This is a genomic window from Rhodonellum sp. (assembly GCF_030656585.1).
Lineage (GTDB): Bacteria > Bacteroidota > Bacteroidia > Cytophagales > Cyclobacteriaceae > Rhodonellum > Rhodonellum psychrophilum.
In genome coordinates this window covers 101,420-124,627 of record NZ_JAUSPP010000013.1, presented here as the reverse complement: position 1 = coordinate 124,627, position 23,208 = coordinate 101,420, and the positions used below count along the sequence as shown (strand labels likewise).

Annotated in this window: 26 protein-coding genes; 10 read left to right on the top strand and 16 right to left on the bottom strand. The window is 41.0% G+C overall.

Features of this window, described 5'->3' with window-relative positions:
* Positions 1 to 65: 65 nt before the first annotated feature.
* The gene (rocD, locus tag Q7J63_RS02230; RefSeq protein WP_304883790.1) at positions 66 to 1,340 is read right to left on the bottom strand and encodes an ornithine--oxo-acid transaminase; all 1,275 of its coding nucleotides are present in this window, start codon (positions 1,338 to 1,340) and stop codon (positions 66 to 68) included.
* 87 nt (positions 1,341 to 1,427) lie between these two features.
* Here rocD and Q7J63_RS02225 point away from each other — a divergent pair, with 87 nt between their 5' ends.
* From Q7J63_RS02225 to ftsY, 5 genes are all read left to right on the top strand, one after another.
* Complete coding sequence (locus tag Q7J63_RS02225; protein WP_081624985.1) at positions 1,428 to 1,613, top strand: DUF5522 domain-containing protein; 186 nt, start codon at positions 1,428 to 1,430, stop codon at positions 1,611 to 1,613.
* 88 nt (positions 1,614 to 1,701) lie between these two features.
* A complete protein-coding gene (rpmB, locus tag Q7J63_RS02220; RefSeq protein WP_019597540.1) occupies positions 1,702 to 1,944 on the top strand; it encodes a 50S ribosomal protein L28 in 243 nt (80 codons plus the stop codon).
* Between the two features lie 38 nt (positions 1,945 to 1,982).
* Positions 1,983 to 2,165 carry a 50S ribosomal protein L33 gene (gene rpmG, locus Q7J63_RS02215; RefSeq protein ID WP_035075268.1) on the top strand — a complete coding sequence of 61 codons (183 nt, stop codon included), beginning with the start codon at positions 1,983 to 1,985 and terminating at the stop codon, positions 2,163 to 2,165.
* Positions 2,166 to 2,213: 48 nt separating this feature from the next.
* Complete coding sequence (locus Q7J63_RS02210) at positions 2,214 to 2,366, top strand: DUF4295 domain-containing protein (RefSeq protein WP_019597539.1); 153 nt, start codon at positions 2,214 to 2,216, stop codon at positions 2,364 to 2,366.
* 104 nt (positions 2,367 to 2,470) lie between these two features.
* Positions 2,471 to 3,427 (top strand): signal recognition particle-docking protein FtsY, encoded by a 957-nt coding sequence (gene ftsY, locus Q7J63_RS02205; RefSeq protein WP_019597538.1) that lies wholly within the window; start codon positions 2,471 to 2,473, stop codon positions 3,425 to 3,427.
* Positions 3,428 to 3,486: 59 nt separating this feature from the next.
* Here ftsY and Q7J63_RS02200 read toward each other — a convergent pair whose 3' ends face one another.
* The 4 genes from Q7J63_RS02200 to Q7J63_RS02185 form a co-directional block, all read right to left on the bottom strand.
* On the bottom strand, positions 3,487 to 4,500 hold the full coding sequence (locus tag Q7J63_RS02200; protein ID WP_304883789.1) for a DUF4221 family protein: 1,014 nt from the start codon (positions 4,498 to 4,500) through the stop codon (positions 3,487 to 3,489).
* A gap of 225 nt (positions 4,501 to 4,725) precedes the next feature.
* Positions 4,726 to 5,112 carry a DUF4143 domain-containing protein gene (locus Q7J63_RS02195; protein WP_370691858.1) on the bottom strand — a complete coding sequence of 129 codons (387 nt, stop codon included), beginning with the start codon at positions 5,110 to 5,112 and terminating at the stop codon, positions 4,726 to 4,728.
* 239 nt (positions 5,113 to 5,351) lie between these two features.
* The gene (locus tag Q7J63_RS02190) at positions 5,352 to 5,855 is read right to left on the bottom strand and encodes a hypothetical protein (RefSeq protein ID WP_304883788.1); all 504 of its coding nucleotides are present in this window, start codon (positions 5,853 to 5,855) and stop codon (positions 5,352 to 5,354) included.
* Positions 5,848 to 6,972, bottom strand: a complete 1,125-nt coding sequence (locus Q7J63_RS02185) for a 6-bladed beta-propeller (RefSeq protein ID WP_304883787.1) — start codon at positions 6,970 to 6,972, stop codon at positions 5,848 to 5,850. The genes Q7J63_RS02190 and Q7J63_RS02185 overlap by 8 nt, the downstream gene beginning before the upstream one ends.
* A gap of 654 nt (positions 6,973 to 7,626) precedes the next feature.
* Here Q7J63_RS02185 and Q7J63_RS02180 point away from each other — a divergent pair.
* Positions 7,627 to 7,770: a transposase gene (locus Q7J63_RS02180; RefSeq protein ID WP_370691857.1), complete on the top strand. Its 144-nt coding sequence runs from the start codon at positions 7,627 to 7,629 to the stop codon at positions 7,768 to 7,770.
* Between the two features lie 240 nt (positions 7,771 to 8,010).
* Here Q7J63_RS02180 and Q7J63_RS02175 read toward each other — a convergent pair whose 3' ends face one another.
* The 4 genes from Q7J63_RS02175 to pruA all read right to left on the bottom strand — a co-directional run bounded on the left by Q7J63_RS02175 (position 8,011) and on the right by pruA (position 12,784).
* Positions 8,011 to 9,063 (bottom strand): hypothetical protein, encoded by a 1,053-nt coding sequence (locus Q7J63_RS02175; RefSeq protein WP_304883786.1) that lies wholly within the window; start codon positions 9,061 to 9,063, stop codon positions 8,011 to 8,013.
* A complete protein-coding gene (locus Q7J63_RS02170; protein ID WP_304883785.1) occupies positions 9,041 to 9,454 on the bottom strand; it encodes a hypothetical protein in 414 nt (137 codons plus the stop codon). The genes Q7J63_RS02175 and Q7J63_RS02170 overlap by 23 nt, the downstream gene beginning before the upstream one ends.
* 6 nt (positions 9,455 to 9,460) lie before the next feature.
* Positions 9,461 to 10,618: a DUF4221 family protein gene (locus Q7J63_RS02165; protein WP_304883784.1), complete on the bottom strand. Its 1,158-nt coding sequence runs from the start codon at positions 10,616 to 10,618 to the stop codon at positions 9,461 to 9,463.
* A 525-nt stretch (positions 10,619 to 11,143) separates the two neighbouring features.
* Positions 11,144 to 12,784, bottom strand: a complete 1,641-nt coding sequence (gene pruA, locus Q7J63_RS02160; RefSeq protein WP_304883783.1) for an L-glutamate gamma-semialdehyde dehydrogenase — start codon at positions 12,782 to 12,784, stop codon at positions 11,144 to 11,146.
* Between the two features lie 368 nt (positions 12,785 to 13,152).
* Between pruA and Q7J63_RS02155 the strand changes: the two genes are divergently transcribed.
* The gene (locus tag Q7J63_RS02155; RefSeq protein WP_092655415.1) at positions 13,153 to 13,653 is read left to right on the top strand and encodes a hypothetical protein; all 501 of its coding nucleotides are present in this window, start codon (positions 13,153 to 13,155) and stop codon (positions 13,651 to 13,653) included.
* Positions 13,654 to 13,817: 164 nt separating this feature from the next.
* Here Q7J63_RS02155 and Q7J63_RS02150 read toward each other — a convergent pair whose 3' ends face one another.
* From Q7J63_RS02150 to Q7J63_RS02135, 4 genes are read right to left on the bottom strand one after another with little or no spacing between them, the layout of a single operon-like run.
* Complete coding sequence (locus Q7J63_RS02150; protein ID WP_019597530.1) at positions 13,818 to 14,426, bottom strand: hypothetical protein; 609 nt, start codon at positions 14,424 to 14,426, stop codon at positions 13,818 to 13,820.
* Between the two features lie 12 nt (positions 14,427 to 14,438).
* The gene (locus tag Q7J63_RS02145; RefSeq protein WP_304883782.1) at positions 14,439 to 15,011 is read right to left on the bottom strand and encodes a hypothetical protein; all 573 of its coding nucleotides are present in this window, start codon (positions 15,009 to 15,011) and stop codon (positions 14,439 to 14,441) included.
* Between the two features lie 42 nt (positions 15,012 to 15,053).
* Positions 15,054 to 15,749, bottom strand: coding sequence for a YjjG family noncanonical pyrimidine nucleotidase (locus Q7J63_RS02140; RefSeq protein WP_304883781.1), 696 nt, complete (start codon positions 15,747 to 15,749; stop codon positions 15,054 to 15,056).
* Between the two features lie 6 nt (positions 15,750 to 15,755).
* Positions 15,756 to 16,139, bottom strand: coding sequence for a metalloregulator ArsR/SmtB family transcription factor (locus tag Q7J63_RS02135; RefSeq protein ID WP_019597527.1), 384 nt, complete (start codon positions 16,137 to 16,139; stop codon positions 15,756 to 15,758).
* Between the two features lie 192 nt (positions 16,140 to 16,331).
* Here Q7J63_RS02135 and Q7J63_RS02130 point away from each other — a divergent pair, with 192 nt between their 5' ends.
* Entirely contained in the window at positions 16,332 to 16,925 is a 594-nt protein-coding gene (locus Q7J63_RS02130; RefSeq protein ID WP_019597526.1) for a carboxypeptidase-like regulatory domain-containing protein, read from the top strand.
* 440 nt (positions 16,926 to 17,365) lie between these two features.
* Here Q7J63_RS02130 and Q7J63_RS02125 read toward each other — a convergent pair whose 3' ends face one another.
* Positions 17,366 to 18,763: an aminopeptidase P N-terminal domain-containing protein gene (locus tag Q7J63_RS02125; protein ID WP_304883780.1), complete on the bottom strand. Its 1,398-nt coding sequence runs from the start codon at positions 18,761 to 18,763 to the stop codon at positions 17,366 to 17,368.
* Positions 18,764 to 18,960: 197 nt separating this feature from the next.
* Here Q7J63_RS02125 and pafA point away from each other — a divergent pair, with 197 nt between their 5' ends.
* Positions 18,961 to 20,604, top strand: a complete 1,644-nt coding sequence (gene pafA / locus Q7J63_RS02120) for an alkaline phosphatase PafA (protein WP_304883779.1) — start codon at positions 18,961 to 18,963, stop codon at positions 20,602 to 20,604.
* Between the two features lie 122 nt (positions 20,605 to 20,726).
* Here pafA and Q7J63_RS02115 read toward each other — a convergent pair whose 3' ends face one another.
* On the bottom strand, positions 20,727 to 21,890 hold the full coding sequence (locus tag Q7J63_RS02115; RefSeq protein WP_019597523.1) for a homogentisate 1,2-dioxygenase: 1,164 nt from the start codon (positions 21,888 to 21,890) through the stop codon (positions 20,727 to 20,729).
* Positions 21,891 to 22,067: 177 nt separating this feature from the next.
* Positions 22,068 to 22,259 carry a CsbD family protein gene (locus tag Q7J63_RS02110; protein ID WP_019597522.1) on the bottom strand — a complete coding sequence of 64 codons (192 nt, stop codon included), beginning with the start codon at positions 22,257 to 22,259 and terminating at the stop codon, positions 22,068 to 22,070.
* An 82-nt stretch (positions 22,260 to 22,341) separates the two neighbouring features.
* On the opposite strand from Q7J63_RS02110, the gene Q7J63_RS02105 reads away from it, so the two are divergent.
* On the top strand, positions 22,342 to 23,136 hold the full coding sequence (locus tag Q7J63_RS02105) for a glycoside hydrolase family 16 protein (protein ID WP_304883778.1): 795 nt from the start codon (positions 22,342 to 22,344) through the stop codon (positions 23,134 to 23,136).
* Positions 23,137 to 23,208 lie beyond the last annotated feature (72 nt).

Here is a 23,208-nt window from a genome sequence, read left to right as displayed (position 1 = left end):
CCAAGTCTTAAAACTCTTGGAGGGCTCCCTTTCAATTTGGGATCAAACAAACATCCAAATCCTATTTATTTTTCAAACGCCTTCACCACCTTCTCGATGATGTCACAGCATTCGTGCAACTGCTCTTCGGTCATCACCAATGGCGGAGCGAAGCGGATAATATTGCCATGGGTAGGTTTGGCGAGTAGACCATTGTCCTTTAGGGCCACACACATGTCCCAAGCCGTGCTGCTGTCTTCGGAATCATTGACCACGACAGCGTTGAGCAAACCTTTGCCTCTGACCAATTTGAGGATAGTGAATTTATCCACCAAAATCTGCATTCTTTCTCTAAAAATTTTACCGAGCTTTCGTGCGTTTTGGGCGAGTTTTTCATCTTTTACTACTTCCAATGCGGCGATTGCGACCTTTGCTCCCAATGGATTTCCTCCGAAAGTGGAGCCGTGCTGGCCCGGCTTGATGACTTCCATGATGTGGTTGTCTGCCAATACTGCCGACACCGGATAAAAGCCGCCGGAAATCGCCTTTCCCAAGATCAGCATGTCGGGCTGGGTATACGTCTCTTGCTTTTCGCAATGTCCTTCACAGGTACAGTTGCCACAGACAGCCAGTAGTGATCCTGTACGTGCTATTCCTGTCTGGATCTCATCCGCTATAAAAAGTACGTTTTTGGCCTTGCAGGCATCCGCTGCTTTTCGGAGATAATCCTGGGCAGGTGTGTACACCCCTGCCTCTCCCTGAATGGGCTCTACAAGGAATGCAACAATATTTTTATCTTCCAACGCCGATTCCAGCGCCGCGATATCATCATAAGGAATCTTGACAAATCCGGGGGTAAAGGGTCCGAAATTTTTTCTGGCATTCTCATCATTCGAAAAAGAGATGACGGTGGTGGTCCTACCATGGAAATTATTCTCGGCCACGATAATCACGGCTTCATGGGCTTCGACACCCTTTTTCTCATAGCCCCATTTTCTGGCAATTTTGAGAGCGGTTTCCACGCCTTCCGCACCGGTATTCATGGGAAGCACTTTGTCAAAGCCAAAATATTCGGTGATATATTTTTCAAATGGACCCAACACATCGTTGTAGAATGCCCTTGACGTCAAAGTGAGTGTTCCCGCTTGCTCCACAAGTGCTTGCAAAATCCGAGGATGGCAATGTCCCTGATTCACAGCGGAATAGGCAGAAAGGAAATCATAATATCGCTTGCCTTCCACATCCCAAAGAAAAACGCCTTCGCCTTTTTTCAACACCACTGGCAAGGGATGATAATTGTGCGCACCGTATTTGTCCTCCAGCACGATGGCTTGTTCACTCGAATTTATGGTTTCCATCATAAAATTTGTATTTTTAAAGTTCGAAAGGGAAACATCAATAATCGAATCCCTTTGTACAAATATAGCAAAAGCCCTTTAGGATAAAGAATGCAGCACAAAAAGAAACCAAATCAGCCACTTACGTTGATCCCAGGTGATTATTACCTCAACGAAAACGGCATGATGGTCTTCACCGCAGCCTATCATCTGAGAAGGGGGACATGCTGCGGAAGCGGGTGCAAGCATTGCCCATATCCAGTGGCGAAAGAAGAATCTCACGATTTAGGCAAATAATTTCGACGCCTCTCTTGGTAATTGCCGAAAACTTCCGATATTTGCAAACTCAATTGTAAAAACGTCTTAAATAATACGATCATATATCATGGCAAGAGTTTGTGACATCACCGGAAAAAGACCTCAATCAGGTAACAACGTATCACATGCGAACAATAAAACCAAGCGTAAATTTTATCCAAATTTGCATAAGAAAAGTTTTTACGTTCCCGAAGAAGATTCTTGGATTACGCTGAAAGTTTGTTCAAAAGCCTTGAGAACCATCAATAAGAATGGGATCAGTGCCGTTTTGAAAAAAGCTCAGGAAAAGGGTTTCATTATCATCAAATAAGAAATAAGATATACTCTTACTAATAAAAAGACAGAGCGATGGCTAAGAAAGGTAATAGAGTACAAGTGATTATGGAATGCACAGAGCATAAAACTTCTGGTCTTCCAGGTACTTCAAGATACATCACAACCAAAAACCGTAAGAATACTACCGAGAGATTGGAATTGAAGAAATTCAACCCGATCATGAAGAAAGTAACGGTTCACAAAGAAATTAAATAATTTTAGGACATAGTACTGCAACTTCGCAGGATATTTAACCTCAAAAAAATGGCTAAGAAAGTAGTAGCAACCCTGAAAAAAGAAGGTGGCGTAACTTATGCTAAGGTGATCAGAGCCGTAAGGTCTGAAAAAACCGGAGCTTATACCTTCAGAGAAGAAATGGTTCCGGCCGCATTGGTTCAGGAAACATTGAAGAAATAATTGCAAGACCAAGGTTTTTCCTTGTTTTGTAAAATATAAAGTCCCCCCGGGTAAGTCTCAGGAGGGACTTTTTTGTTATATTCGGGCTCAAATTGACATAAATTATGGGAATTTTCGGTTTCTTTTCGAAAGAAAAAAAGGAAAGTCTTGACCAAGGCCTACAAAAATCCAGTGAGAATATTTTTTCTAAGTTAAGCAAGGCTGTCATTGGCAAATCCAAAGTGGATGAGGATGTCCTCGATCAACTTGAAGAGATCCTCATCACGGCAGATGTGGGGGTAGACACCACCATCAAGGTCATTCGCAGAATCGAAGAAAGGGTGGCAAAGGACAAATACCTCAGCACGGGAGAACTCGACGTCATCCTTAAGGAAGAAATCGCTGCACTTTTAGAGGAAAACAATACGGAAGATCTTTCCAACTTTGACCTACCCAAAGACAAAAAACCTTATGTGATCATGGTCGTCGGCGTCAACGGAGTGGGCAAAACCACCACCATTGGCAAACTGGCCCACCAGTTTAAGCAAGCGGGGAAATCCGTGGTCTTGGGCGCAGCGGATACTTTTAGGGCGGCCGCTGTCGATCAATTGATCCTGTGGGGAGAGCGTGTAGATGTACCGGTAATCTCCCATGGCATGAATACAGATCCTGCCGCGGTGGCTTTTGACACGGTGAAAAAAGCCGTGGAAATGAATGCCGACGTGGTGATCATCGATACGGCCGGCAGGCTGCACACCAAAGTCAACCTGATGAACGAATTGACCAAAATCAAAAGGGTCATGCAGAAATTCATTGACGATGCCCCACACGAGGTGCTCCTCGTCTTAGATGGATCCACGGGGCAAAACGCCTTTCTTCAAGCGAAGGAATTCACCAGAGCGACAGACATCACTGCACTGGCCATCACCAAACTGGACGGGACGGCCAAAGGTGGCGTCGTGATCGGCATCTCCGACCAATTCAAAATCCCTGTAAAATACATAGGTGTGGGTGAAAAAATGACGGATTTACAGGTTTTCAACAGAAAGGAATTTGTGGATTCTCTATTCAAGAAGAAGTAGATAAAATTTCAATTCAATACAAAAGGCACAAAGGATTCATTCTTTTGTGCCTTTTTTCGTTACAATTGAATTCTCAAATACGCTTCCCTATCATCGCTGTCCTGTCCTGCCAGTTTCAGATAAAACCCATTGGGGGTTGAAAAGCCAGTAGGCAGGATCTTTCTGTTGTCGAAAAACAATTCAGCAACCTTTTTGAAATCTTGGTCCAGCATAATAAAACTGCTTTCGTTTTTGAATTTGTCTTCCTCCAGTTTATATGTCTGAATATCCACATATCTCCAAAATCTTTTTCGATAGGGATCAAATTGTGTCCTTTTGTACCTGCTGGTTTCCATACTCGGAAGAAAAACCGTCCATTCACCTCTTGGTTCTGTTTTCCCCTTTTGGAAAGTCAAGGATCGAGTGCTTCCCCCATCTACCCAAAGGGTTTGGTCAGTATCCAACAGCAGCAAGGAATCATTTGCGGCAAAACTGATAACGAAAAGACCTTTATCTTCCAGATAAGTATGCGAAAAGACCCCTAGTTCGGGATCATCATAGTATTCCTTATAGATTTCGGGATATCCAAAACCCACAGTTACAAAATTTCCCGTCCGGGTATCAAGTTTCCATAACCAATCCCGATAGGACATGTTGGCTGCTTTCAGGACAAAAGGCACATCCGCCAATACCAATACTTTGCTCTCCGTATTATAGGACATCTCATTGCCGTTCATGGTGGAAAAATTAGCCCCAAGCCTTTCTCCCGGCACAACAGGCAAAGGATATCTACGCACTACTTTCCCTCCAAGATCTGTCTGAACAATCTCTTTTTGATCTGAAATGAAAAACAATCCATCATCCGTAATCAGGGTTCCTGAAATATAAGCGCCTATTCCATCAGGGCCTTCGGCAAAGAAATTGGTGCTCGAAATCAATTTTCCTGAGGGGTATGCGTATTGCAGAAGCCTATTGGCCGACCAGCAATAAAGTAAACTGCTGTCACTTTTTTCAAAAAAGCTAAATTTTGTCGGGAGATTTTTTGTGAATTCATCCTTTTCAAAGTAGAGCGTATCGGTAATGAATTCGGTCAATTCCCGAGATATAAATTCAGGTGATTTGGGTTCCCTAGAACTGCAGGAAAAAATAAAAAACGAAAGAAACCAGAAATACTTACCCATATCCTATTATAGTTCTTAAAATGGTTTTTCAACTATTGACAGTAAACTCAGTTTTTATAATGAGGCCAATTTAACCATAATGGCTTGAAATGAAATAGCTAAAGTGTCTCCTCCGATCGGAAAAGTCTCCTGACCACCCTAAACAAAAAACATCTGCGTGGCGACAATGTCCTCACAGTCTATCAGCAATCCTTTACTTAATTTGGGCCTAAGCATACGCTTTATTTCTAAGGTAAAAACTTCAAGCTTATACTCCAATTCCAAATCAATTTCTGCACCTGCCGCTGTCTTGATATACCAATAATACGCTTCTTTCGGCAGGCAAGAAAACATGTTCTCAATAACAAAACCTTCCCAGCTAGCAGCTGCAACAGGATGACTCAGGAGCGCATCAAAATTTGAAATATTGAGCAAGACATGAAACAGTCCCGAATCCCGAATGAAAACTTTTGGGGATTTAACGAGTCTTTTACCAATATTCTTAAACCAGAGTCTGATATTCATTACCAACAAAAGATCCTCCAACAAGCCAATATAATTGGCAACAGTCAGTGAACTGAAATCCAGACTGGCACCCAGTTGACTCCTATTTAACTATATCCCTTGTTGATGGGAAAGCATGGTCCATAGCCTTCTCAGCTTATTTACCAGAATAAATTGGGCCAGTTGGGGTATATCTCTTACTAAATAGATTTACGCTTTTGGATAGAAATAATCCCTATTAATATCTGTGTTTCAAAGCGGGATTTATTCAATATTATCATCTATTTACCAGCGTTAAGAGATCTTAACTGTTTGTCAAAATGCTCCGGCATTCCTATAGCTGCGTAATCAACAACTTTGTTCCCCACAACTAAGAATGCTATAAGATTTTTGAATTGTAAATCAACAGTATCTAAGTTATTTGCCTTATAAAAGCTAAATTCTGGATCATGAAAAACCGAAATTGGAAATTCATATTCGGTGAGTTTATTGGTCACATATTTTATGTCATCACCTGAGGCATATATTAAAAAGGAGATATCCGGATATTTTTCAACATGCTCTTTCCACATAAAAACCTGCTTAAAGGGTACCAATTGGGATTCATTAAAATTATGGAAAACAACCACCTTATTCTCACAATCAAGGCAGGGTTTTATTTTCCCTCCATCTAACTCAATAATTCCCAGTCCCTGCGGCCATATCAATGGCTCAGCAGATTTAGGCTGACAGCCAACAGCAAAGACAGCTATGGCCAAATAAAGAATCTTCCTTACATCAAACATCAAGGGAAACTTTTAAAATCACCGGATAATCCAACTCTTCCTTTGGCAAAATGATATGTTTATTCAGCCCTGGATTTTTGGTCAAATAATCTTGCAATAGAGAGGCATAGGTCACAAACATTGCCCTTCCCTTTTCATCTACCCCAATGGGGTAATAATATAACATTTCATCAGAAAGATTTCCCTTCATTTTATATCTTTTACCTGATTGCTCGTCGATAAAAAGTATATTTTTATAAACATCTCTGCCCTTTTGATACATAATATCAGCTACATAAATATTATTGCCAAAAAACACATTCCTGAAATTGGCGAAGCCATTTTGACTGATCATCTGAAATCCATCCATCAAGTCCATTTCCCAAAACTTATCCGGAATGGAATATTTCTCAAAATCCGCCTGTATCACAGATTTAATTTCTCCATCCTCATATTTATATATCTTGTTGTTGAAGGACTCTAAAATAAAAATGTGTTCTTGAGATTGGAAAAAATTACGTTCGGTCATTGGTAGCATATTGTTGTTATAGTCATTTTTCAAATGTTTTCCGACTATTTCCCCTTTATCAACCTCTATTATCCTATATTCTATAAAAGGAAGGTTATAACCTCCATATAGCAAGTAACGGCCATTAGCCAATGCTATAAAAGAACTGGCGGAATAATCAACTGAAAACATTTCCTTTAAACCCTCTTGCTGAGAATATTTCAAAATTCTTGATGCCGATCCTACACTTGATAAAATTGTTAGGTCACCCTTATTATCCACATGAAAATCATTTATGGACCGAAGCTGGCCAGGTCCTTCTCCTAATAGATTATGGGTTACTTCGTATGCTCCATTTTTATCAAAAACATGAATACCATTCTTTAAGGACTGATCCATAATAAAAATTCCTGAATCAGAAAGCAGAACCTTTAAATCAAAACCCATTAGATTATTTTGGTTTGTTTCTAAAAAAACCGCCTCCTCTATTCTCATTTGGCTTTTGTTTAGTTCTTGGAAACCATCCAAATGAATAAAAAAAACACCCTCCTCAAAATCTTTTTGGGACGAATCACATCCCATAATTAAACAGCAAATAGAGAACACAATTAACAAAATGTAGTCTTTCATAGATTAACGTTTTAAAGTAAACTGGTCCAACTTTATTTTCAAAAGCCAAGACCAGTTTTACAGAAGCTATTTTAAATAATAATTACATTCAATTAAGATCAACAATTGAAACAATCCTTGTAAAATTTACTACAAGACGACCCTGTTTGCTGCATATCACAATGGTAAACAGTATATTCCCCTCCGCAGATGACCATACGCTGGTAACAACCACCTTCAGTATCCCCATCTCCTGGTTCTACCGATTCCTGAGATATAGCCGGACTAACATAAAACCCCATAGCACATACAAATACCAAACTTAATATTAACTTTTTCATAATTTTTAAAAATTTAATAATTTACTAAAAACTTTGGCCAAAGCTGGCTTTTACCTAAAAGCTGTCTAAATATAATTTTTTTTTAATCCAAATATTTAGTTGATTTTTTAAATCATTAAAGAACCAGAATTCGATTAGTCCCTTACGCAAAAAGGTGTGGAACAAGCCTGAATACGGCGAAAGGAAATGTAGATGGCAGAGAACCATTGAACAATAAAAAAATCGTCAACGAATTAAAATGCAAGCTGTATGCTGATAAGGGCTAAATCCCCAAAAACTTGCCTGAGTTTTTGTTTATGGATGGGCTGCATTTGATCACCAGTATCATAACAATATGGAGAATACACGCATGAAGCTTAAAGACAAGATATTGCTTGGAAAAAGATCAGTAATCGAAACGGTCAATGATGAATTAGAAAACATCTATCAGATTGAGTATTCCATACATAATCATTTGGAAATTTCATCGCCAACCTGATCCCAGGCTTTATAACCAACTCTATCTTCCCAAAAAACCAAGTATCAAATATGATCAGGTTATTTCTACCCTAATTGACCTTTTTTAAAATCAAACTCAGGTTGGTAAATTTAAAATCAGATTTTAAATTTATGAGGATGACCAACATCAGCTAAGGAGACTTTGTGATTTATCAATCCATCCCTTAATACCAATGGTGCTTAAAAGTTAAAAAAAGGTGGATTCCACGCAAAAAAGCCTTTATTCCGAATTATCCAATGCCGCTATCTTCAGGTAAATTTCTGAGTCATATTTGACCAATCTCAGTGTATTCCCATGATTGTCCAGATTCAAAATAGTGTAGGGAAGTAGCATTTCGGTCATTTCACCATTCTCACGCTGCAGGGTGATCAGCTCTATGAAATTCAGCCCCTTGTCATTTCTCTTCAAAACCCTATGGTGAAAAAGAATATCATCTCCCGTAACCACAAGACTCTTGTATCCATCATTCTGGTAATTCACTCTTTCGGCCTGCGGAATAGAAAAAAAGGCTTCCGTATCCCCATTATACGGTAGGAAATATTGAAAACTTCTATTCTTTGACTGATTTAAAGGAAGGGAGTCAATTGATTTTGATTCCAAATTCAGGATGGACAAATGAGTGCTTAAGTTTTCTACATAATATATTTTCCCAGCATGGGCACCAATCTTTATTTCAAGAGGGAAATCCATTTCTTTAGAAAACACGAGTTCCAACTCCTTGGATTTCAAATTATAGGTATGCACGGATGACATTCTACTGTCGTTTAAGGCCCTGTCAACGGTTCCAATAACAAGCCCATGCTCCGAATAAGAAACAACATCAACAACGCTTTCATCTTTTGAAATTGGAATTTTATGCTCGCTTAAAAGATTTCCGTCCAAATCGAATAATTTCAGGGTATTATCAGCTTGATAAAAAAACAAGTCATCTCCATGGAATCCGAAAAAATCCGTTGCATTGCGGATTTGAAAAATGCCACTTGGATCTCCGCTTGTTTCACTTAAATTAATTTCCCAGAGAATCTCCCCATTCGAATTGACGGCATAGCAATCTCCAATCATTTTGGCAAAAAGAAAAAACACCCCCTCTTTGTACAAAGCCATAAAATTAAACCGATCATATTTTGGCAGGGAAACAAGGGGAGTGACATTCACCGAATCCTTTTGAATCAGATAGTCATTTTCAACGTAAACAACTTTTTCCATACAGGAAATAGCGGCCATCGTAATCAACAGAAAAATACATGCTTTATTCAGTAATCGCGTTTTCATCAGCAAAGTCAGTGGGTTCAAGTTCGGTAATCATCCAATGGCCATCTTGGTCTTTGGAGATCAGCTGCGGCAAAGAAACATAAACCTCCAGCGCAAGCAATTCCTGCGAAGAGATATAATAAAGTTGTTCGTGGTTTATTAATGTACCAATTTTCTTCCTTTGATTGGAAATGATAAAGATATCGATATCCCCAACTTCCAAATAGCGAGTCACCATCTCTGTATAGTAAGCCCTGCAGGAACTGCAATGATCCCAATTAATCAGGAGTAATCTTTTGCCAGAAAGAGCCTTTTTTATTTTTAGATCCTGAATCCAGGAGTTCCCATCGCTTTTGGCGACACAGTTTGTAAAGTAAATTAAGACAAGGATGACATAAACGTATCGAATCATTTCCCCTTAGATAAAAATGTCAATTTGGATTTTTTCTTCCTCTATTTCATTGTTCCAATAATTGGTTCTGGGAATGCAGAGACCCCTCTCAGAAACGAAGGCCGTGAATATGCTGTAAATCGACCCTTGGAATCTGGTTTCAGAGACAACTTCCATGTCTGCATTCAGCTTGATAATACTGAAGGGAGAGCGATTAAAAGCAATTGAATTTTTATCTTCATTTTGGTTGAATTCCCTCGGATGGACTACGATCCTATAATAACATGCTCTGTACCCATCATATAGCAATCTTCTATATTGACCTGATTGAACCGCATGTCGTAAATGCTCCTCACTATCGAGATTTCTCTTCATTGGGAGAATCTCTTTTACATATTGACTCTTTGCAGAAAAGGATTTTTTCAGCTGAAAATCCAAATCATAGACAAATAAACTATCTGAAGCGTGGAATGAAACCACCCAGTCATTCTCATTGTTTTTTATCCACGAAAACATAGCATGATAAGTACTCCAGCCCTTGTTGGTATAGCTTTTTGGAAAAGTAAAACTTTCCATTTCCTCCAAATGATTTGTTCCTAGATCATATACTCCGGACAATTTCATGTCATTTTGAAAATTTTCAGGATCCGAAGTATCAAAGAAACCGACCACCCCATAATAAATCTTATTCCCTACCAGTTGGCTGCTGATATTCGGTAGGCTATAATGATTTAATCCATACTTGTATGTCATCATATTGTCAGGGGTGAGCGATGCCTGCAAAGCACCCTCATTGTTCAGCAACTGGGTATTTTTAAAACTATTTTGATTGAATACAAAAATGGAATCCCTTCCCGCCATTAGAAATGCATAAGGATCCGATATACCATACGGCCATTCTGAAGGGATTGGAAATCTTTTGGATAAATTACCGGATTCCAGATCATAGGTATCGAAACTCTTGTTTTGCTTATTCAACACACAAAGCAATTCTCGACCGTTCTCATTTACGACTTGATGACTGAAAAACTCATAAGTGGAATACTCGTCCAAATGGAGCATCATTGAACCTGCAAGTTCAAGTGCTGGACCTTGATGAGCAACGCGATCGGAATCCTCGAGCTTATTGGAGGTGCAGGAGATCAATATGCACGCAAGGATTGCGGGGGAGAACACATTCTTCATGAAAAATGACATTTGATTCTGATTTTATTTAAAACAAAAAGCGCAAGTCCATTGGCAATCTGCAGGACAGGGAAATCTTTCCATTTGATTGATGCCCGGACAACTAATCTTTATCAAATTAAAACCTAAAAATTTCATTCGCAAATTTCGTCTGGACAGGAAAGCTAAAACATGTACATTTTGAATTTTTAAAAGCTAAAAAAACCAAATATTGTTCTGATATACTAATCCCCCCTGAAAACTAATAATTCATAAGTAAATTGCCTATTTTTAGTTTATGAAACTTTTTTTGAGGTTTTGAAAAAAATCTTTAAAAAAATATCTGAACCTGATCAATTAACAAAATTACCCAAATTTACAGGTGGTTTTCAAAACTTGATCCACTTCCATAATGGGCCAAGCACCAGAAAGAAATAGCTGACAGATCAAAAGACAACAAAAAAGCCCCCAAGGTTTGATCCCCTCGGAGGCTTTTGCAATTCATCTATTTCTAATTCTTCTTTCGATCTGAAATCTTATCTATTTTCAACCTTGATCTTTTCCCAAGAATGGATATTTGTAATCCACAGCAGAGACAAAGGTCTCTTTGATTGTTCTTGGAGAAACCCAACGCAGTAAATTGATCATCGAACCTGCCTTGTCATTGGTTCCGGAAGCTCTTGCTCCACCAAATGGTTGCTGACCAACGACTGCTCCTGTCGGTTTGTCATTGATGTAGAAGTTACCAGCAGCATTTCTGAGCTTTTTGGTGGCCAATTCGATCGCATAGCGGTCTTGGGAGAATACCGCTCCAGTCAATGCGTAGGGAGATGTCTGATCCACCAATTCCAAAGCGGTTTCAAAATGTTCTGCATTGTACACATAAATCGTCAGGACAGGACCGAAGATTTCTTCACACATCGTGGTGTACATTGGATCCTGGACGACAATTACCGTTGGCTCGATGAAATAACCTTTTGACTTGTCGTAATTTCCACCTGCGATGATTTCCACTCCATCTGCATTCTTGGCATTGTCAATGTATTTGGCGATTTTATCGAAGGATTTTTCATCGATAACGGCATTGATGAAATTGGTGAAATCTTCCGTTCCTCCCATTTTCATGGATTTCAAATCCTCTACCAAATAGGTTTTTACATCATCCCAAATATTCGTAGGGATGTATGCCCTTGAAGCGGCAGAACATTTTTGTCCCTGATATTCAAATGCTCCCCTTGCAAGTCCGACGGCAACTGCTTTGGCATGTGCTGATTTGTGCGCGATGACGAAATCCTTCCCGCCGGTTTCCCCGACAATTCTTGGATAGGATTTGTAATTCTGGATATTGGCGCCAATCGTCTTCCAAATGTTCTGGAACACGCCCGTAGAACCGGTAAAGTGAATCCCAGCAAACCTAGGATGATTGAAAATAATATTGCCGGCAGTAGGTCCATCGACATAGATCAAGTTGATCACGCCATCAGGTACGCCAGCTTCCTTGAAGACATCCATCAAGACTTTTGCAGAGTAAATCTGCGTGTAAGCAGGTTTCCAGACGATGGTATTGCCCATCATGGCGGCAGAAGTAGGAAGATTTCCTGCGATCGCGGTGAAGTTGAAAGGCGTCAAGGCGAAAATAAAGCCCTCAAGTGGTCTTTGCTCCAGTCTATTCCAAACACCATCACCCGAAACCGGAGGTTGCTGTGCATAAATCTCGGTCATGTACAGTACATTGAATCTCAAAAAGTCAATGAATTCACAAGCCGCATCGATTTCAGCCTGCATCGCATTTTTGGATTGACCAAGCATGGTTGCGGCGTTGATCTTTGCCCTGTATGGTCCAGCTAAAAGATCGGCGGCTTTCAAGAAAATAGCAGCTCTTTGTTCCCATTCCATGGATTCCCAAGCTTCTTTTGCCCCCAAAGCAGCATTGATAGCCTGTTCCACATGCGAACCATCGCCTTCATGAAAATAGCCAAGAATATGCTGGTGGTCATGAGGTGGAGACATGGACTTTTTCTTGCCTGTTCTCACTTCCTCAGAACCAATGTACATCGGCACATCTATTTCTTGGGCTCTGAATTCTTTAAGTGTTTTTTGTAATTCTATTCTTTCAGGGGAACCCGGTGCGTAAGCCTTTACAGGTTCGTTTTTGGGTGTAGGTACATTAAAAAAACCTTTAAGCATATTATTTGGCGTTTATTTGATTTCTGAATATGACAAATATAAGAAACTAGGCTTGGAATGCCTTTTTTATCCTATTCTTTTATCCAGGTCATGAAGGATAATGGGGAAATGCGCTATTCCCGGACCGTTATAAAAATAATTCAGAGATAATCATTCAGTCAATGACCAAGTTTGACCCGTTTTATGCATTACCAATTCAATTCCAGCCTAAAAACACCTCATAATCAGCCGGTTGTTTTTATTTTTGACTTCACCCTGTTGGCATTTGCCTTAATCCCCAAATAGTCTGGTTTTCTTGCGGTTTCAACCCCAATCAGGAAGCGGAATGCATATTTGGGGTTTAAAAAATATTCATTTAGTTTTACCCCATGCAGAACACAAGGATTAGCTTAATCGTGGCCATCATTATTTTTATGCTTCCCCTTTCCGGAATCAGTCAAGACGAAACCAAAAGAGAGGCGGTTTTTCTGGAAGGCTTAGGTTCGGGGATTCTTTATTCCTTCAACTATGACTGGCGATTCAAAGATCAGGCAAATGGTTTGGGTGCGAAGGTTGGTCTGGGATACACCGCTATCGATGGATATAGCGTTACTACCCTTCCTTTTGCGGTTAATTATCTGGTAGGTCGGAAAAGGAATTTTCTGGAGCTTGGATTGGGGGCAACGGTTTTATTTTTGTCTAGAACCAACTCCACCTTCACATCTTCGGACCCCCGGTTAACTGCAAGTGGTCTTTTGTTCAATGGCATCATTGGTTACAGAAGAGTGGCTCAATCGGGATTTCTTTTGCGAGCGGGTTTAACCCCTTTCTTTTCTTCCGATCCTGCGCAACTCCTTGCACCTCAGGTTTCCATTGGTTATGCTTTTTAAGCCGAAATATGCATTGAAATTCCTAATGAGGATGTGACTGATAGAAAATCAGTTTATTTGCGAGAATGACGTATCTACCCGATATGGTGAAATCAATAATCAGACAAAAACTGGTTATGAAGCAATTTTAGGCTGGATTAGAAATGGCAATGCAGTACAGGGGTTTAAAGAAAAATCCCGGCTTTTGGCCCTATGAAAATTCCTCTGGTATTGAGATTTTTGTCCAGAAAGATCCCTCCTTGTATTCCCAAACTCACTTTATTGGCGATGATTTTTTTCACAGCGTATGTCAGGGGAAAGTGAATACCTGTCTCAATATCCCGGTTCCATGAAATGGAGGTGTAAAGCCCCCTCTCTTCATCAAAGTTTCCGGCAACATAATTCTCACTGGTTTCGATATATCCTCCAATTCCAGCACCCAGACTTGCTTCAATTTGATAAGGAAATATGACTTTCCTTTGAAAAGTAAAGTATAAATGATCTGATTTGACCCTTCCGGACGTGATGAAATCGCCAAAGGAAAGTGGCGTAGCTGCCAATGACGCTCTATCAAAATTAAAAACTGAATGATTGATAACCGTACCCATTTCCCAATGATCACTGAGCTGGTACATCAAGCCAATATTCATATTGAATCCTTGTTTAGGCAATTCAAATTTAATTTGATTGGGTACTCTGTAACTGCCAAAGCCTAGGCTTAAATCGAGTTTTTGTCCATTTACTTGAAACAGCACACAGGCGAGAAGTAAGATGGTTAATCCAGATCTTTTCATACTTGATTAAATTTAAAATCTATAACTGACCTCAGGACCTAAGTGTAATCCGCCAAAAATATAAAAAGGGGTTAGGAAGACACCGGACTTGATACCGATGATTACATTTTTTGATATTTCCCTGTTGAGATTGATCTCAATAGGCATCGTAAAATCTCGTTTGTAATCTTTTTCCCCAGACAAATAATTCACCTCACCTTCCCAATGCTCCAAAAAATAACCGATTCCAGTTCCTACATTGATTTGCCAATCATTTTTGAGTTTAAACTTCCTTAGAAAAACAAAAGAAACGGCATTGAAGCTTGCTCTGGATCTTTCTCTCCCGTATCGCTGCCCATTGATCCGCTCTTCTGCTCCTGCCGGAGAAAAATGGAAATTTCCATGGAAATAATTTGAAGAGAGGGCGTGTTTTTCATTGAAATGGTAATTGAATTTCACGCCTGTGCTAGGCCCCATCCCCCCATCTACATAATACCAAAAATCAATCGGTGTAAACACCCCTCCGTGAATACCGATATCATAATGCTGTGCAGAAACGCCAATTGAACAGAGGCTGAAAGTCAGAAACAATAAAATTTTCTTCATGGTCCTTAATTTACCTCAAAACTAAGGATTTATCAATTAGGGTTACAGAAAATCTTCCAATTCTTTCAAATGTTTGATGGTATGGGTGGGCTTTATTTCTATCCCTTTGCCGTGTGGATCAAAATAGACCTGATCAATATTTGCATTGATGGCTCCGAGAATGTCTGAATTGGGATTGTCTCCGATCATGATGACCTCCTGATTGTTGATCCCAAGATGATCCAAGGCATATTGAAAAATTCTTGCATCTGGCTTTTTGTGGCCTGTTGTCTCTGATGTCACAATCAAGTCAAAATAGGGATTCAATCCGGAAGCATGAAGTTTTTTGGACTGGCTTTCATTGAACCCATTGGTGATGATGTGCATGGGATAATTGGGTTTCAGATAATCCAAAATCTCCATTGCATAGGGAAGAAGGTAATTCTTTGAAGAAGTACGATGCATAAAGTCAGGCTCGAGCAGTGTGGGGACACTTTCCGGGTCAACTCCTGCATTTTCGAAAATCAACTTGAAGCGGGTTTCGCGAAGGCTGTCTCTGTCTATTTTACCGACATCATAGAGTGCCCAAAGTTTGAAATTTACATTGTAAAAAGCCTGAATCAGTGCCTTTGCGTCAGTTATCCCCAGTTCATTTAATTGATGAACATCATGGAGTTCGGTCAGGGATTCCTGAACATTGCGGTCATAATCCCAAAGGGTATGATCCAAATCGAAGAAAATATGTTGGTATCGTTTCACTCAGTATTATTTACGGTAAGGATTGTTCTGGATCTTGTTGGTCGCCAATTCCCGATTGGAATGTAGGATTTCGTAGACCTCCTGATCCTTGATTAGGTTGATGTCCTTTTGTATAAACTTAAAAATCTGAATAATGATTTCAGTTGCCTCTTCTAAGAGGTAATAAAAAATCCATTGGTCCACCCTTCGGCTTCCGACCAGGCCTGCATTTTTGAGATAGGCCAAGTGCCTGCTTGTCTTGGTTTGGGTAAAGTCGAGGATATGCTCCAAGTCTGAGATAGACAGTTCTTTGTTGTGGATCAAAAGATGTACTATCCTGACGCGTGGCTCCTCGGACAAGGCTTTGAAAACCCGCATTCCATAATTCAAACTGATGTTTTTTAGTCTCATTAATAACTTTTAACGAAGAAATATGGTTTGAAATTAATAAAATCATACGGAAATAGGCTATTATAGTGGTTTAATTTGAAAGCTTTTGAAAACCCGCTACGCCGTAAGCCGTAATTATAAAGAAAAACGACATTGAAAATAAAACCAACACATATCGTCCTTTTTACATTCTTTGCCCTACTCTTTCTGGGAATGGAAAAAACCCAAGCTCAGGATCAAAAGGAAAGAAAGGTAATACAATTGTCAGGGATCATCCTGAATTCGGACAGTACAGACGCTGTGCCGGGAGTAAACGTATACGTGCCCAAAAAAGGAAGAGGAACCAGTAGTGGTAGATTCGGATATTTTTCCATGCCAGTGCTCGAAGGTGACAGTGTGGTCTTTAGTTTTATCGGTCTCAAAAGGCAAACCTACGTGGTCCCCAAGCAGATGGTAGACGATAAAATCAGCTTGATCCTCACGATGCAGGACGACGAAATTACTTTGGCAGAAATTGAGGTCATGCCTTATCCCACCGAGGATGAATTTAAAAGGGCCGTTTTGGCCATGAATTACGAAGCGCCAATGTCCATCGACAGCCGTGGAAATTTGAGTCCTGCGACTTTGCTCAGATGGGCGGAAAACATGCCAGCCTCAGGAAACGAGAATTTCCGGGGATTCCAACAGGGTCAGGTCATGCAGATCCAGGACCGATATGGACCGAGACCCTTCAGATTGCTTGATCCATTTGCTTGGTCACAATTTATCCAGTCCATCAAAAGAGGTGACTTGAAGAAGAAAGATTAGAAAGTCAAACAAAGACTGCTTGTAATCAAGGAGAAATTCAACAATTACAAAAACAATTATCGGTTGAATCTCGAAATAATCTGGGAAGAAAAACCATTCATTTTATAATCCCCATTCAAATCAAAAGGCCTCAGAAAATATTTTCTGAGGCCTTTTGATTTCCCTTTAACCCGCTTTATGCAATACGAACTCAATTCAATATTGGAATTAACAGATGATCAGTTAGTTTAAACCATTGATAAATCCACCCTTTTGGCATCATAAAGTATACTCCCAAGGGTCTGATTTTCTTTCCATTTCAATCCCACTTGGAAACCTACTGCATATTACGGGATTAACCTCGATTTCCTTTATCCGAGAATTGAAGGATTAAATTTATGTATGGCTAGAATTTAGACAGACCAACTCCAAAAGAAGTGAATTCCTCCCATCTTGAGCACTTATAATTTCTGCAAAACACCATCTTCTTTCATCAATTTTTCGATGTCAGCCACCGTCCTGGGCACGAATTGGCTGAGGTTTAGATTTCCTGTTTCCGTGATCAGGATATTGTCTTCAATCCGGACGCCGATTTTCCACCATTTGGGATCGCAATTGCTTCCTTCCGGAATATAAATTCCCGGCTCCACGGTCAATACCATTCCCGGCATCAATTTGCCGTAGACGCCCCTATCGTGTACATCAAGTCCCAAATGATGGCCAATTCCGTGTGGGAAATAGGGATGCCGTTCTCCTTCCTTGATGATCCCCAAGTCCACCAATCCCTTGTCGATGATCTGCTTGGCCACAAGCCCCACATCTCGGAAATCCTCTCCGACCTTACACGCTTCAGTTCCTGCTTCCAAGGCCTTCAACACGATTTCATAAATGGCTTTTTCTTCTTTGGAAAAAATGCCTTTCACCGGAACAGTCCGCGTGATGTCTCCTGAATATCCTCTGTATTCCGCCCCAACATCCATCAGGATGACACCATCCTGGAGTTCTCGCTTGTCATTGTCTACATAATGAAGGATACAGCTGTTGTTCCCGGCACCCACGATAGAGCCATAGCCGATGTCTTCCGCACCCATTGCTTTGTGGACAAACTCGTGCACGCCCTGGATCGCCCGCTCGGAAACACCGGGCTGGATGGACTTGATGGCTTCGATGTGTGCCATGCCCGATATTTCAATGGCTTTTTTCAATATTGTCAATTCCTCTTCCGACTTGATCACCCGCAACTGGTTCATCATTTTATCCAAAGCCATTGCCGCGGGTTTGGCTGGCGAAGGATTGTTGGTGTAAAAAACCTCCATCATGCCATTCAAGGTCGCATTGTGTCGCCCTCCCTCTGTTTGACTTTTGGCCGGCGAAAGCACTTGTGCAAACTTTGATAGATCCATTGCGGGGGATTTCATAAATTCACTGTTCAAAAACACGGATTCCAGCCCCAGTTTTTCCTGAACACCCTCCACGCCCAATCGCGCACCTTCCCATTGTTCGGTTCGGGGATCTCTGGCGGGAACGAAGATAAATTCATCCGCACTGCCATTTCCAAAACCTTGGGGAGATTTAAAGACCACCAAAACAGCATTCGGTTCTCTAAAACCCGTCAAGTAATAAAAATCAGAATTGGGCCTGAAGGCAAAATCGGTGTCATTGGACCTGTTTTTGATCGGGTTGGTGAAGAAAACAGCGACGGAATTTTCCGGCATCAGCGCCCTTAGGGCTTGGCGGCGTTCTTTATGGAAAGCGGGACTCAAGCCATCGTCAAACCAGGATTGGCCATTGGCCGTGGTATTCCATCCAAAAAACCCAAAAAGGAAGGCAAAAAGGAAACATTTCAAAGTCTTTGTCATCTCGATATAATTATTGATTTCGGTATTCGAAAGATAACATTCCTTTCAAAATAATTTAAACCGTCGATCAAAAAATGGTGTTGACCTTCCTAAACCAATTATTGACAGCCCATCCAAGGCAAAGTGCATTTAACAAAATCTTAATCTGTCCTTCTTTTTGAATCCCTATCTTTGCCTCAACCAAAAATCAACGCATTATGAAGAGTACCTTATTGACCATATTCCTTGGACTGATATTGACTTCAGCCACATTTGGCCAAAAAACCGAAAAACCCTCAGGAAAACCAAAGCTTGTCGTTGGCATCGTAGTGGATCAGATGCGTCAGGAATATTTTTACAAATACCAAGACAGGTACACTGAAGGCGGTTTCAAAAGGCTGATGAATGAAGGATTCATGATGAAAAACGGCCATTACAATTATATCCCAACCTATACCGGTCCTGGTCACGCCTCTGTTTACACAGGAGCCACCCCTTCCACACATGGTATTATCGGAAACAATTGGTACGTACCCAGCTTGGGACGCAGCATCTATTGTGCGGAAGACAGCACAGTGACCGCAGTGGGAGGTTCGGCGGAAAACGGAAAAATCTCACCGAGAAACATGTTGTCTACCACCATTTCGGACGAAATGCGGTTTGCCAGCAACAAGCGGTCAAAAGTGGTGGGCATCGCTATCAAAGACCGTGGCGCTGCTCTTCCTGCAGGGCACATGGGAGACGCCTATTGGTTTGACAGCAAAACCGGTAATTTCATGACTTCAAACTACTATTATGACACATTGCCTAAGTGGGTGAGTGCATTCAATGAAAAGGAATTGGCCAAAAAATACCTTTCCCAGAAATGGGAACCTCTATCCCCCATCGCCACTTATACCCAAAGCATTGCAGATGACAATGAATTTGAGGGGCCGTTTATCGGCATGACATCTCCTTCATTCCCCTATGATCTGCCTGCCTTGATGCAAGACAATGGAGAATTTGGCTTGATCTCCACCACACCTTACGGAAATTCACTTACCCTTGACATGGCGTATGCCGCTTTGGAAGGTGAGCAACTGGGCAAAAGAGGCGAGATGGATTTATTGGCTGTGAGCTTCTCCTCACCCGATTATATTGGCCACCGATTTGGGCCGTCCTCAGTAGAGGTTGAGGATACGTATCTCAAGCTTGACAGGGAAATGGAAAAATTCCTGAATTACTTGGACAAGGAATATGGTAAGGGGGAATATTTGGTTTTCTTAACCGCTGACCATGCCGTAGCCGACATTGTGGACTACATGAAAAGCGAAAATATCCCTGCTGGGAATTTCAACTCCAGATTTATTTTAACACAACTAAGAGGTTTTTCCCAAGCCCAATTCGGAGAAGGAAATTGGATTTTGAATTTCTCCAACGAACAGGTTTTTCTGAACAAAGCTTTGGCGAAGGAGAAAGGATTGGATGATGAGAAGATGCAAAGACAAATCGCCGAATTCCTTTTGGGATTTGAAGGGATCAAGGAAGTCTACACTGCTACCGACCTGAGAAGAAACGAGTACCTTTTTGGGAGAAAAAACTTGTTACAGATGGGATACAACCACAAGGCTTCCGGAGATTTATTATTGATCCTTGAGCCAGCCTGGCTGAGCAATTCTTACAAGGGAACGACGCACGGTACGGGTTATACTTACGATACGCATGTTCCGATCGTATTCTTTGGATGGAATATCCAGCCTGGCAGCAGCAGCAGATATGCGACCGTCACGGATATCGCTCCCACCCTTTCGGTATTGCTCAAAACCAGATTGCCAAACGGAGCCACGGGACATCCGATTCTAGAAATTACAGATAAGAAATAATCCGACTTATACCAAAACAGAAAAGCCGGAAAGGCTGAAAGCTCAGGAAAAATCTCCTTTGTCTTTCAGCCTTTCCCGGCTATTTTTTTTGAAAGCTTATCTGGACAAACCTGAAGGGAAATTTATTCCGTCCAACTCATTGGATATTTTTCATCTACAAATTCAAGAGCGGCAGTGGTCAGGTACAAGGGCTTGAAAGTATCCAACATCACCGCAAGCTCTTCGGTGGCTTTTGCTCCGATGGACTTTTCTACGGTCCCGGGATGCGGACCATGAGGCAATCCGCCCACATGTTGGGTAAAAGATCCCCTATCAATGCCTTTTCTGCTCATAAATTCTCCTTCCGCATAATACAGAACTTCGTCCGAATCAATATTGGAGTGATTATAGGGGGCAGGAATGGCCAAAGGATGGTAATCAAAAAGCCTTGGCACAAAGGAACAGATCACAAATCCTGAGGCCTGAAAGGTCTGATGGACTGGCGGTGGCTGATGAATTCTTCCCGTAATGGGCTCGAAATCATGAATGGAAAGTGTATAGGGGTACAAATAACCATCCCAACCCACGATATCCAGAGGACTGTGTTCGTAGGTGTATTGATGGAGCATGCCTCCTTTTTTGATTTGAACGAGGTATTCCCCTTTCTCATTTTCAGTGACCAATTCCCCGGGGGGATGGATATCCCTTTCACAATACGGAGAATGCTCCAACAACTGTCCGACTTCATTTCTGTATCTTTTTACAGTTTCGATGGCACCTTGGGACTCGATGACCAGCAGCCTCAAAGGGCCAACTTCATTCCACTCAAAACGGTAAATGGTCGTTCGGGGAATGACAATATAGTCACCCTTCACCACCTTCAATTTCCCGAATTGTGAATACAGGTATCCTTCACCATCATGGACATAAATCAACTCATCCCCGTCGGCATTTTTGAAGTAATACTCCATTTTGCGCTCCTCCGGGGAACAAATCCCCATCATGACGTCATTGTTCATGAGCAATATTTTCCTGGCATTCAGGTAATCCTTTCCTGTGGAGGTGACATTGGAAGTTTTGAGATGGGTTTGCAAAAGGCCAACATCTTCCGTCTTTTTCCAAGAAAAGGGAACGGGTTTTCCAATGGATTTCACCGAATTTGGGTTGTGGATGTGGTATAAAGTAGAAAAAATGCCTGAAAAGCCTTTAGAACTGACCAATTCTTCCTTATAAAGGCTTCCATCCGGCTGACGGAACTGCGTATGTCTTTTTGGCGGGATATTCCCCAATCTATAATAATAAGCCATTTTCTTTTGGGTTTATGTCAAGGGTTAAATTTAGAAAAATCGACGGGATTATTTTAGGATCCAATGTTAATCTTCAATCCTACCTTCTTTTTAGATAACGCTTATCCCCGATATTCAGTTTTCCCCAAAACAAGAAAAGCGGCCTAGGCCGCTTTTCTTGTTTTGGTTATCAGTGGATTAATCCTTGTCGAACAAGAACTTGTTCAATTCATCTTCGGCTGCGCCTGTTTTTTTCTGAAGTTTGCCAAGAAGTTGATCCTCTTTGCCTTCTACATAAATAAGGTCATCATCTGTGAGTTCCCCGTATTTTTCTTTTAATTTACCTTTCAACTCGTTCCAATTTCCTTTTAATTTCAGGTTAGTAGACATAAATTTTTCGTTTAGATTAAAAATAATTACACTAAAATTAAAACAAAGACCATTCCAAAAACCTTTTAATAGAACTAAAAAGATGAAATATATAACAATAATATTTTTAGCAGTCCTTCATTTTTCATGCAGCGAAAAAAATTCTGATAACCTGGTTTGGTCCGATGAATTTGGAAAAGACGGAATGCCGGACCTGACCAAATGGGGATATGATCAGGGAGATCATGGCTGGGGCAACAAGGAGCTGCAGCTTTACACGAAAGAAAAGCTCTCCAATGCTCGGATTGAAGATGGGAAACTCATTATTGAGGCACATCGCGACAGCACGACCGATAAAGGTTATACTTCAGCAAGATTGGTGACCAAAGGAAAAGCTTCTTGGCTTTACGGCTACTTTGAGGTGAAAGCCAAAATCCCTTACGGAGTGGGAACTTGGCCCGCCATCTGGATGCTTCCCGAAAAAGACAGCTATGGCAACTGGCCGAAAAGTGGGGAAATCGATATCATGGAACATGTGGGCTATGATCCCGGAACCATTCACGGTACCGTCCATACCGAAGCCTTCAACCATATCAAAAAGACACAAAAAGGCGCAACAAAACTGGTCCCCACCTTTTCAGATGAATTCCATGTATATGCGATTGATTGGCAAGAGGATAAAATCGACTTCTTTATCGACGATGAACTGTACCACACCTTCGCAAATACGGGGAAAGGGTCGGATGAATGGCCCTTTGACCATGCCCATCACCTGATTCTAAATATTGCCGTTGGCGGTAACTGGGGAGGCGCCCAGGGTGTGGATGAAAGTATCTGGCCACAAAAAATGGAAATTGATTATGTGAGGGTTTATAAGGAAAAACCCCTGGAAAAATAACCCTTTCCGAATAGCCATTTTGGCTAATGCGCCAAAGAGAAGAAACAATTCCGTAAATTTGAGGCATCCTTT

Coding starts and splice junctions, on each gene's coding strand:
- Q7J63_RS02135 (WP_019597527.1), bottom strand. CDS start 16,139: ATGAGACTAAAAAACATCAGTTTGAATTATGGAATGCGGGTTTTCAAA.
- Q7J63_RS02225 (WP_081624985.1), top strand. CDS start 1,428: ATGCAGCACAAAAAGAAACCAAATCAGCCACTTACGTTGATCCCAGGT.
- Q7J63_RS02175 (WP_304883786.1), bottom strand. CDS start 9,063: ATGAAAACGCGATTACTGAATAAAGCATGTATTTTTCTGTTGATTACG.
- Q7J63_RS02185 (WP_304883787.1), bottom strand. CDS start 6,972: ATGAAAGACTACATTTTGTTAATTGTGTTCTCTATTTGCTGTTTAATT.
- Q7J63_RS02155 (WP_092655415.1), top strand. CDS start 13,153: ATGCAGAACACAAGGATTAGCTTAATCGTGGCCATCATTATTTTTATG.
- pruA (WP_304883783.1), bottom strand. CDS start 12,784: ATGCTTAAAGGTTTTTTTAATGTACCTACACCCAAAAACGAACCTGTA.
- Q7J63_RS02125 (WP_304883780.1), bottom strand. CDS start 18,763: ATGACAAAGACTTTGAAATGTTTCCTTTTTGCCTTCCTTTTTGGGTTT.
- Q7J63_RS02130 (WP_019597526.1), top strand. CDS start 16,332: ATGGAAAAAACCCAAGCTCAGGATCAAAAGGAAAGAAAGGTAATACAA.
- Q7J63_RS02165 (WP_304883784.1), bottom strand. CDS start 10,618: ATGAAGAATGTGTTCTCCCCCGCAATCCTTGCGTGCATATTGATCTCC.
- Q7J63_RS02115 (WP_019597523.1), bottom strand. CDS start 21,890: ATGGCTTATTATTATAGATTGGGGAATATCCCGCCAAAAAGACATACG.
- Q7J63_RS02145 (WP_304883782.1), bottom strand. CDS start 15,011: ATGAAGAAAATTTTATTGTTTCTGACTTTCAGCCTCTGTTCAATTGGC.
- Q7J63_RS02150 (WP_019597530.1), bottom strand. CDS start 14,426: ATGAAAAGATCTGGATTAACCATCTTACTTCTCGCCTGTGTGCTGTTT.
- Q7J63_RS02190 (WP_304883788.1), bottom strand. CDS start 5,855: ATGTTTGATGTAAGGAAGATTCTTTATTTGGCCATAGCTGTCTTTGCT.
- Q7J63_RS02180 (WP_370691857.1), top strand. CDS start 7,627: ATGGAGAATACACGCATGAAGCTTAAAGACAAGATATTGCTTGGAAAA.
- rpmB (WP_019597540.1), top strand. CDS start 1,702: ATGGCAAGAGTTTGTGACATCACCGGAAAAAGACCTCAATCAGGTAAC.
- Q7J63_RS02210 (WP_019597539.1), top strand. CDS start 2,214: ATGGCTAAGAAAGTAGTAGCAACCCTGAAAAAAGAAGGTGGCGTAACT.
- Q7J63_RS02105 (WP_304883778.1), top strand. CDS start 22,342: ATGAAATATATAACAATAATATTTTTAGCAGTCCTTCATTTTTCATGC.
- Q7J63_RS02110 (WP_019597522.1), bottom strand. CDS start 22,259: ATGTCTACTAACCTGAAATTAAAAGGAAATTGGAACGAGTTGAAAGGT.
- Q7J63_RS02170 (WP_304883785.1), bottom strand. CDS start 9,454: ATGATTCGATACGTTTATGTCATCCTTGTCTTAATTTACTTTACAAAC.
- rpmG (WP_035075268.1), top strand. CDS start 1,983: ATGGCTAAGAAAGGTAATAGAGTACAAGTGATTATGGAATGCACAGAG.
- rocD (WP_304883790.1), bottom strand. CDS start 1,340: ATGATGGAAACCATAAATTCGAGTGAACAAGCCATCGTGCTGGAGGAC.
- pafA (WP_304883779.1), top strand. CDS start 18,961: ATGAAGAGTACCTTATTGACCATATTCCTTGGACTGATATTGACTTCA.
- ftsY (WP_019597538.1), top strand. CDS start 2,471: ATGGGAATTTTCGGTTTCTTTTCGAAAGAAAAAAAGGAAAGTCTTGAC.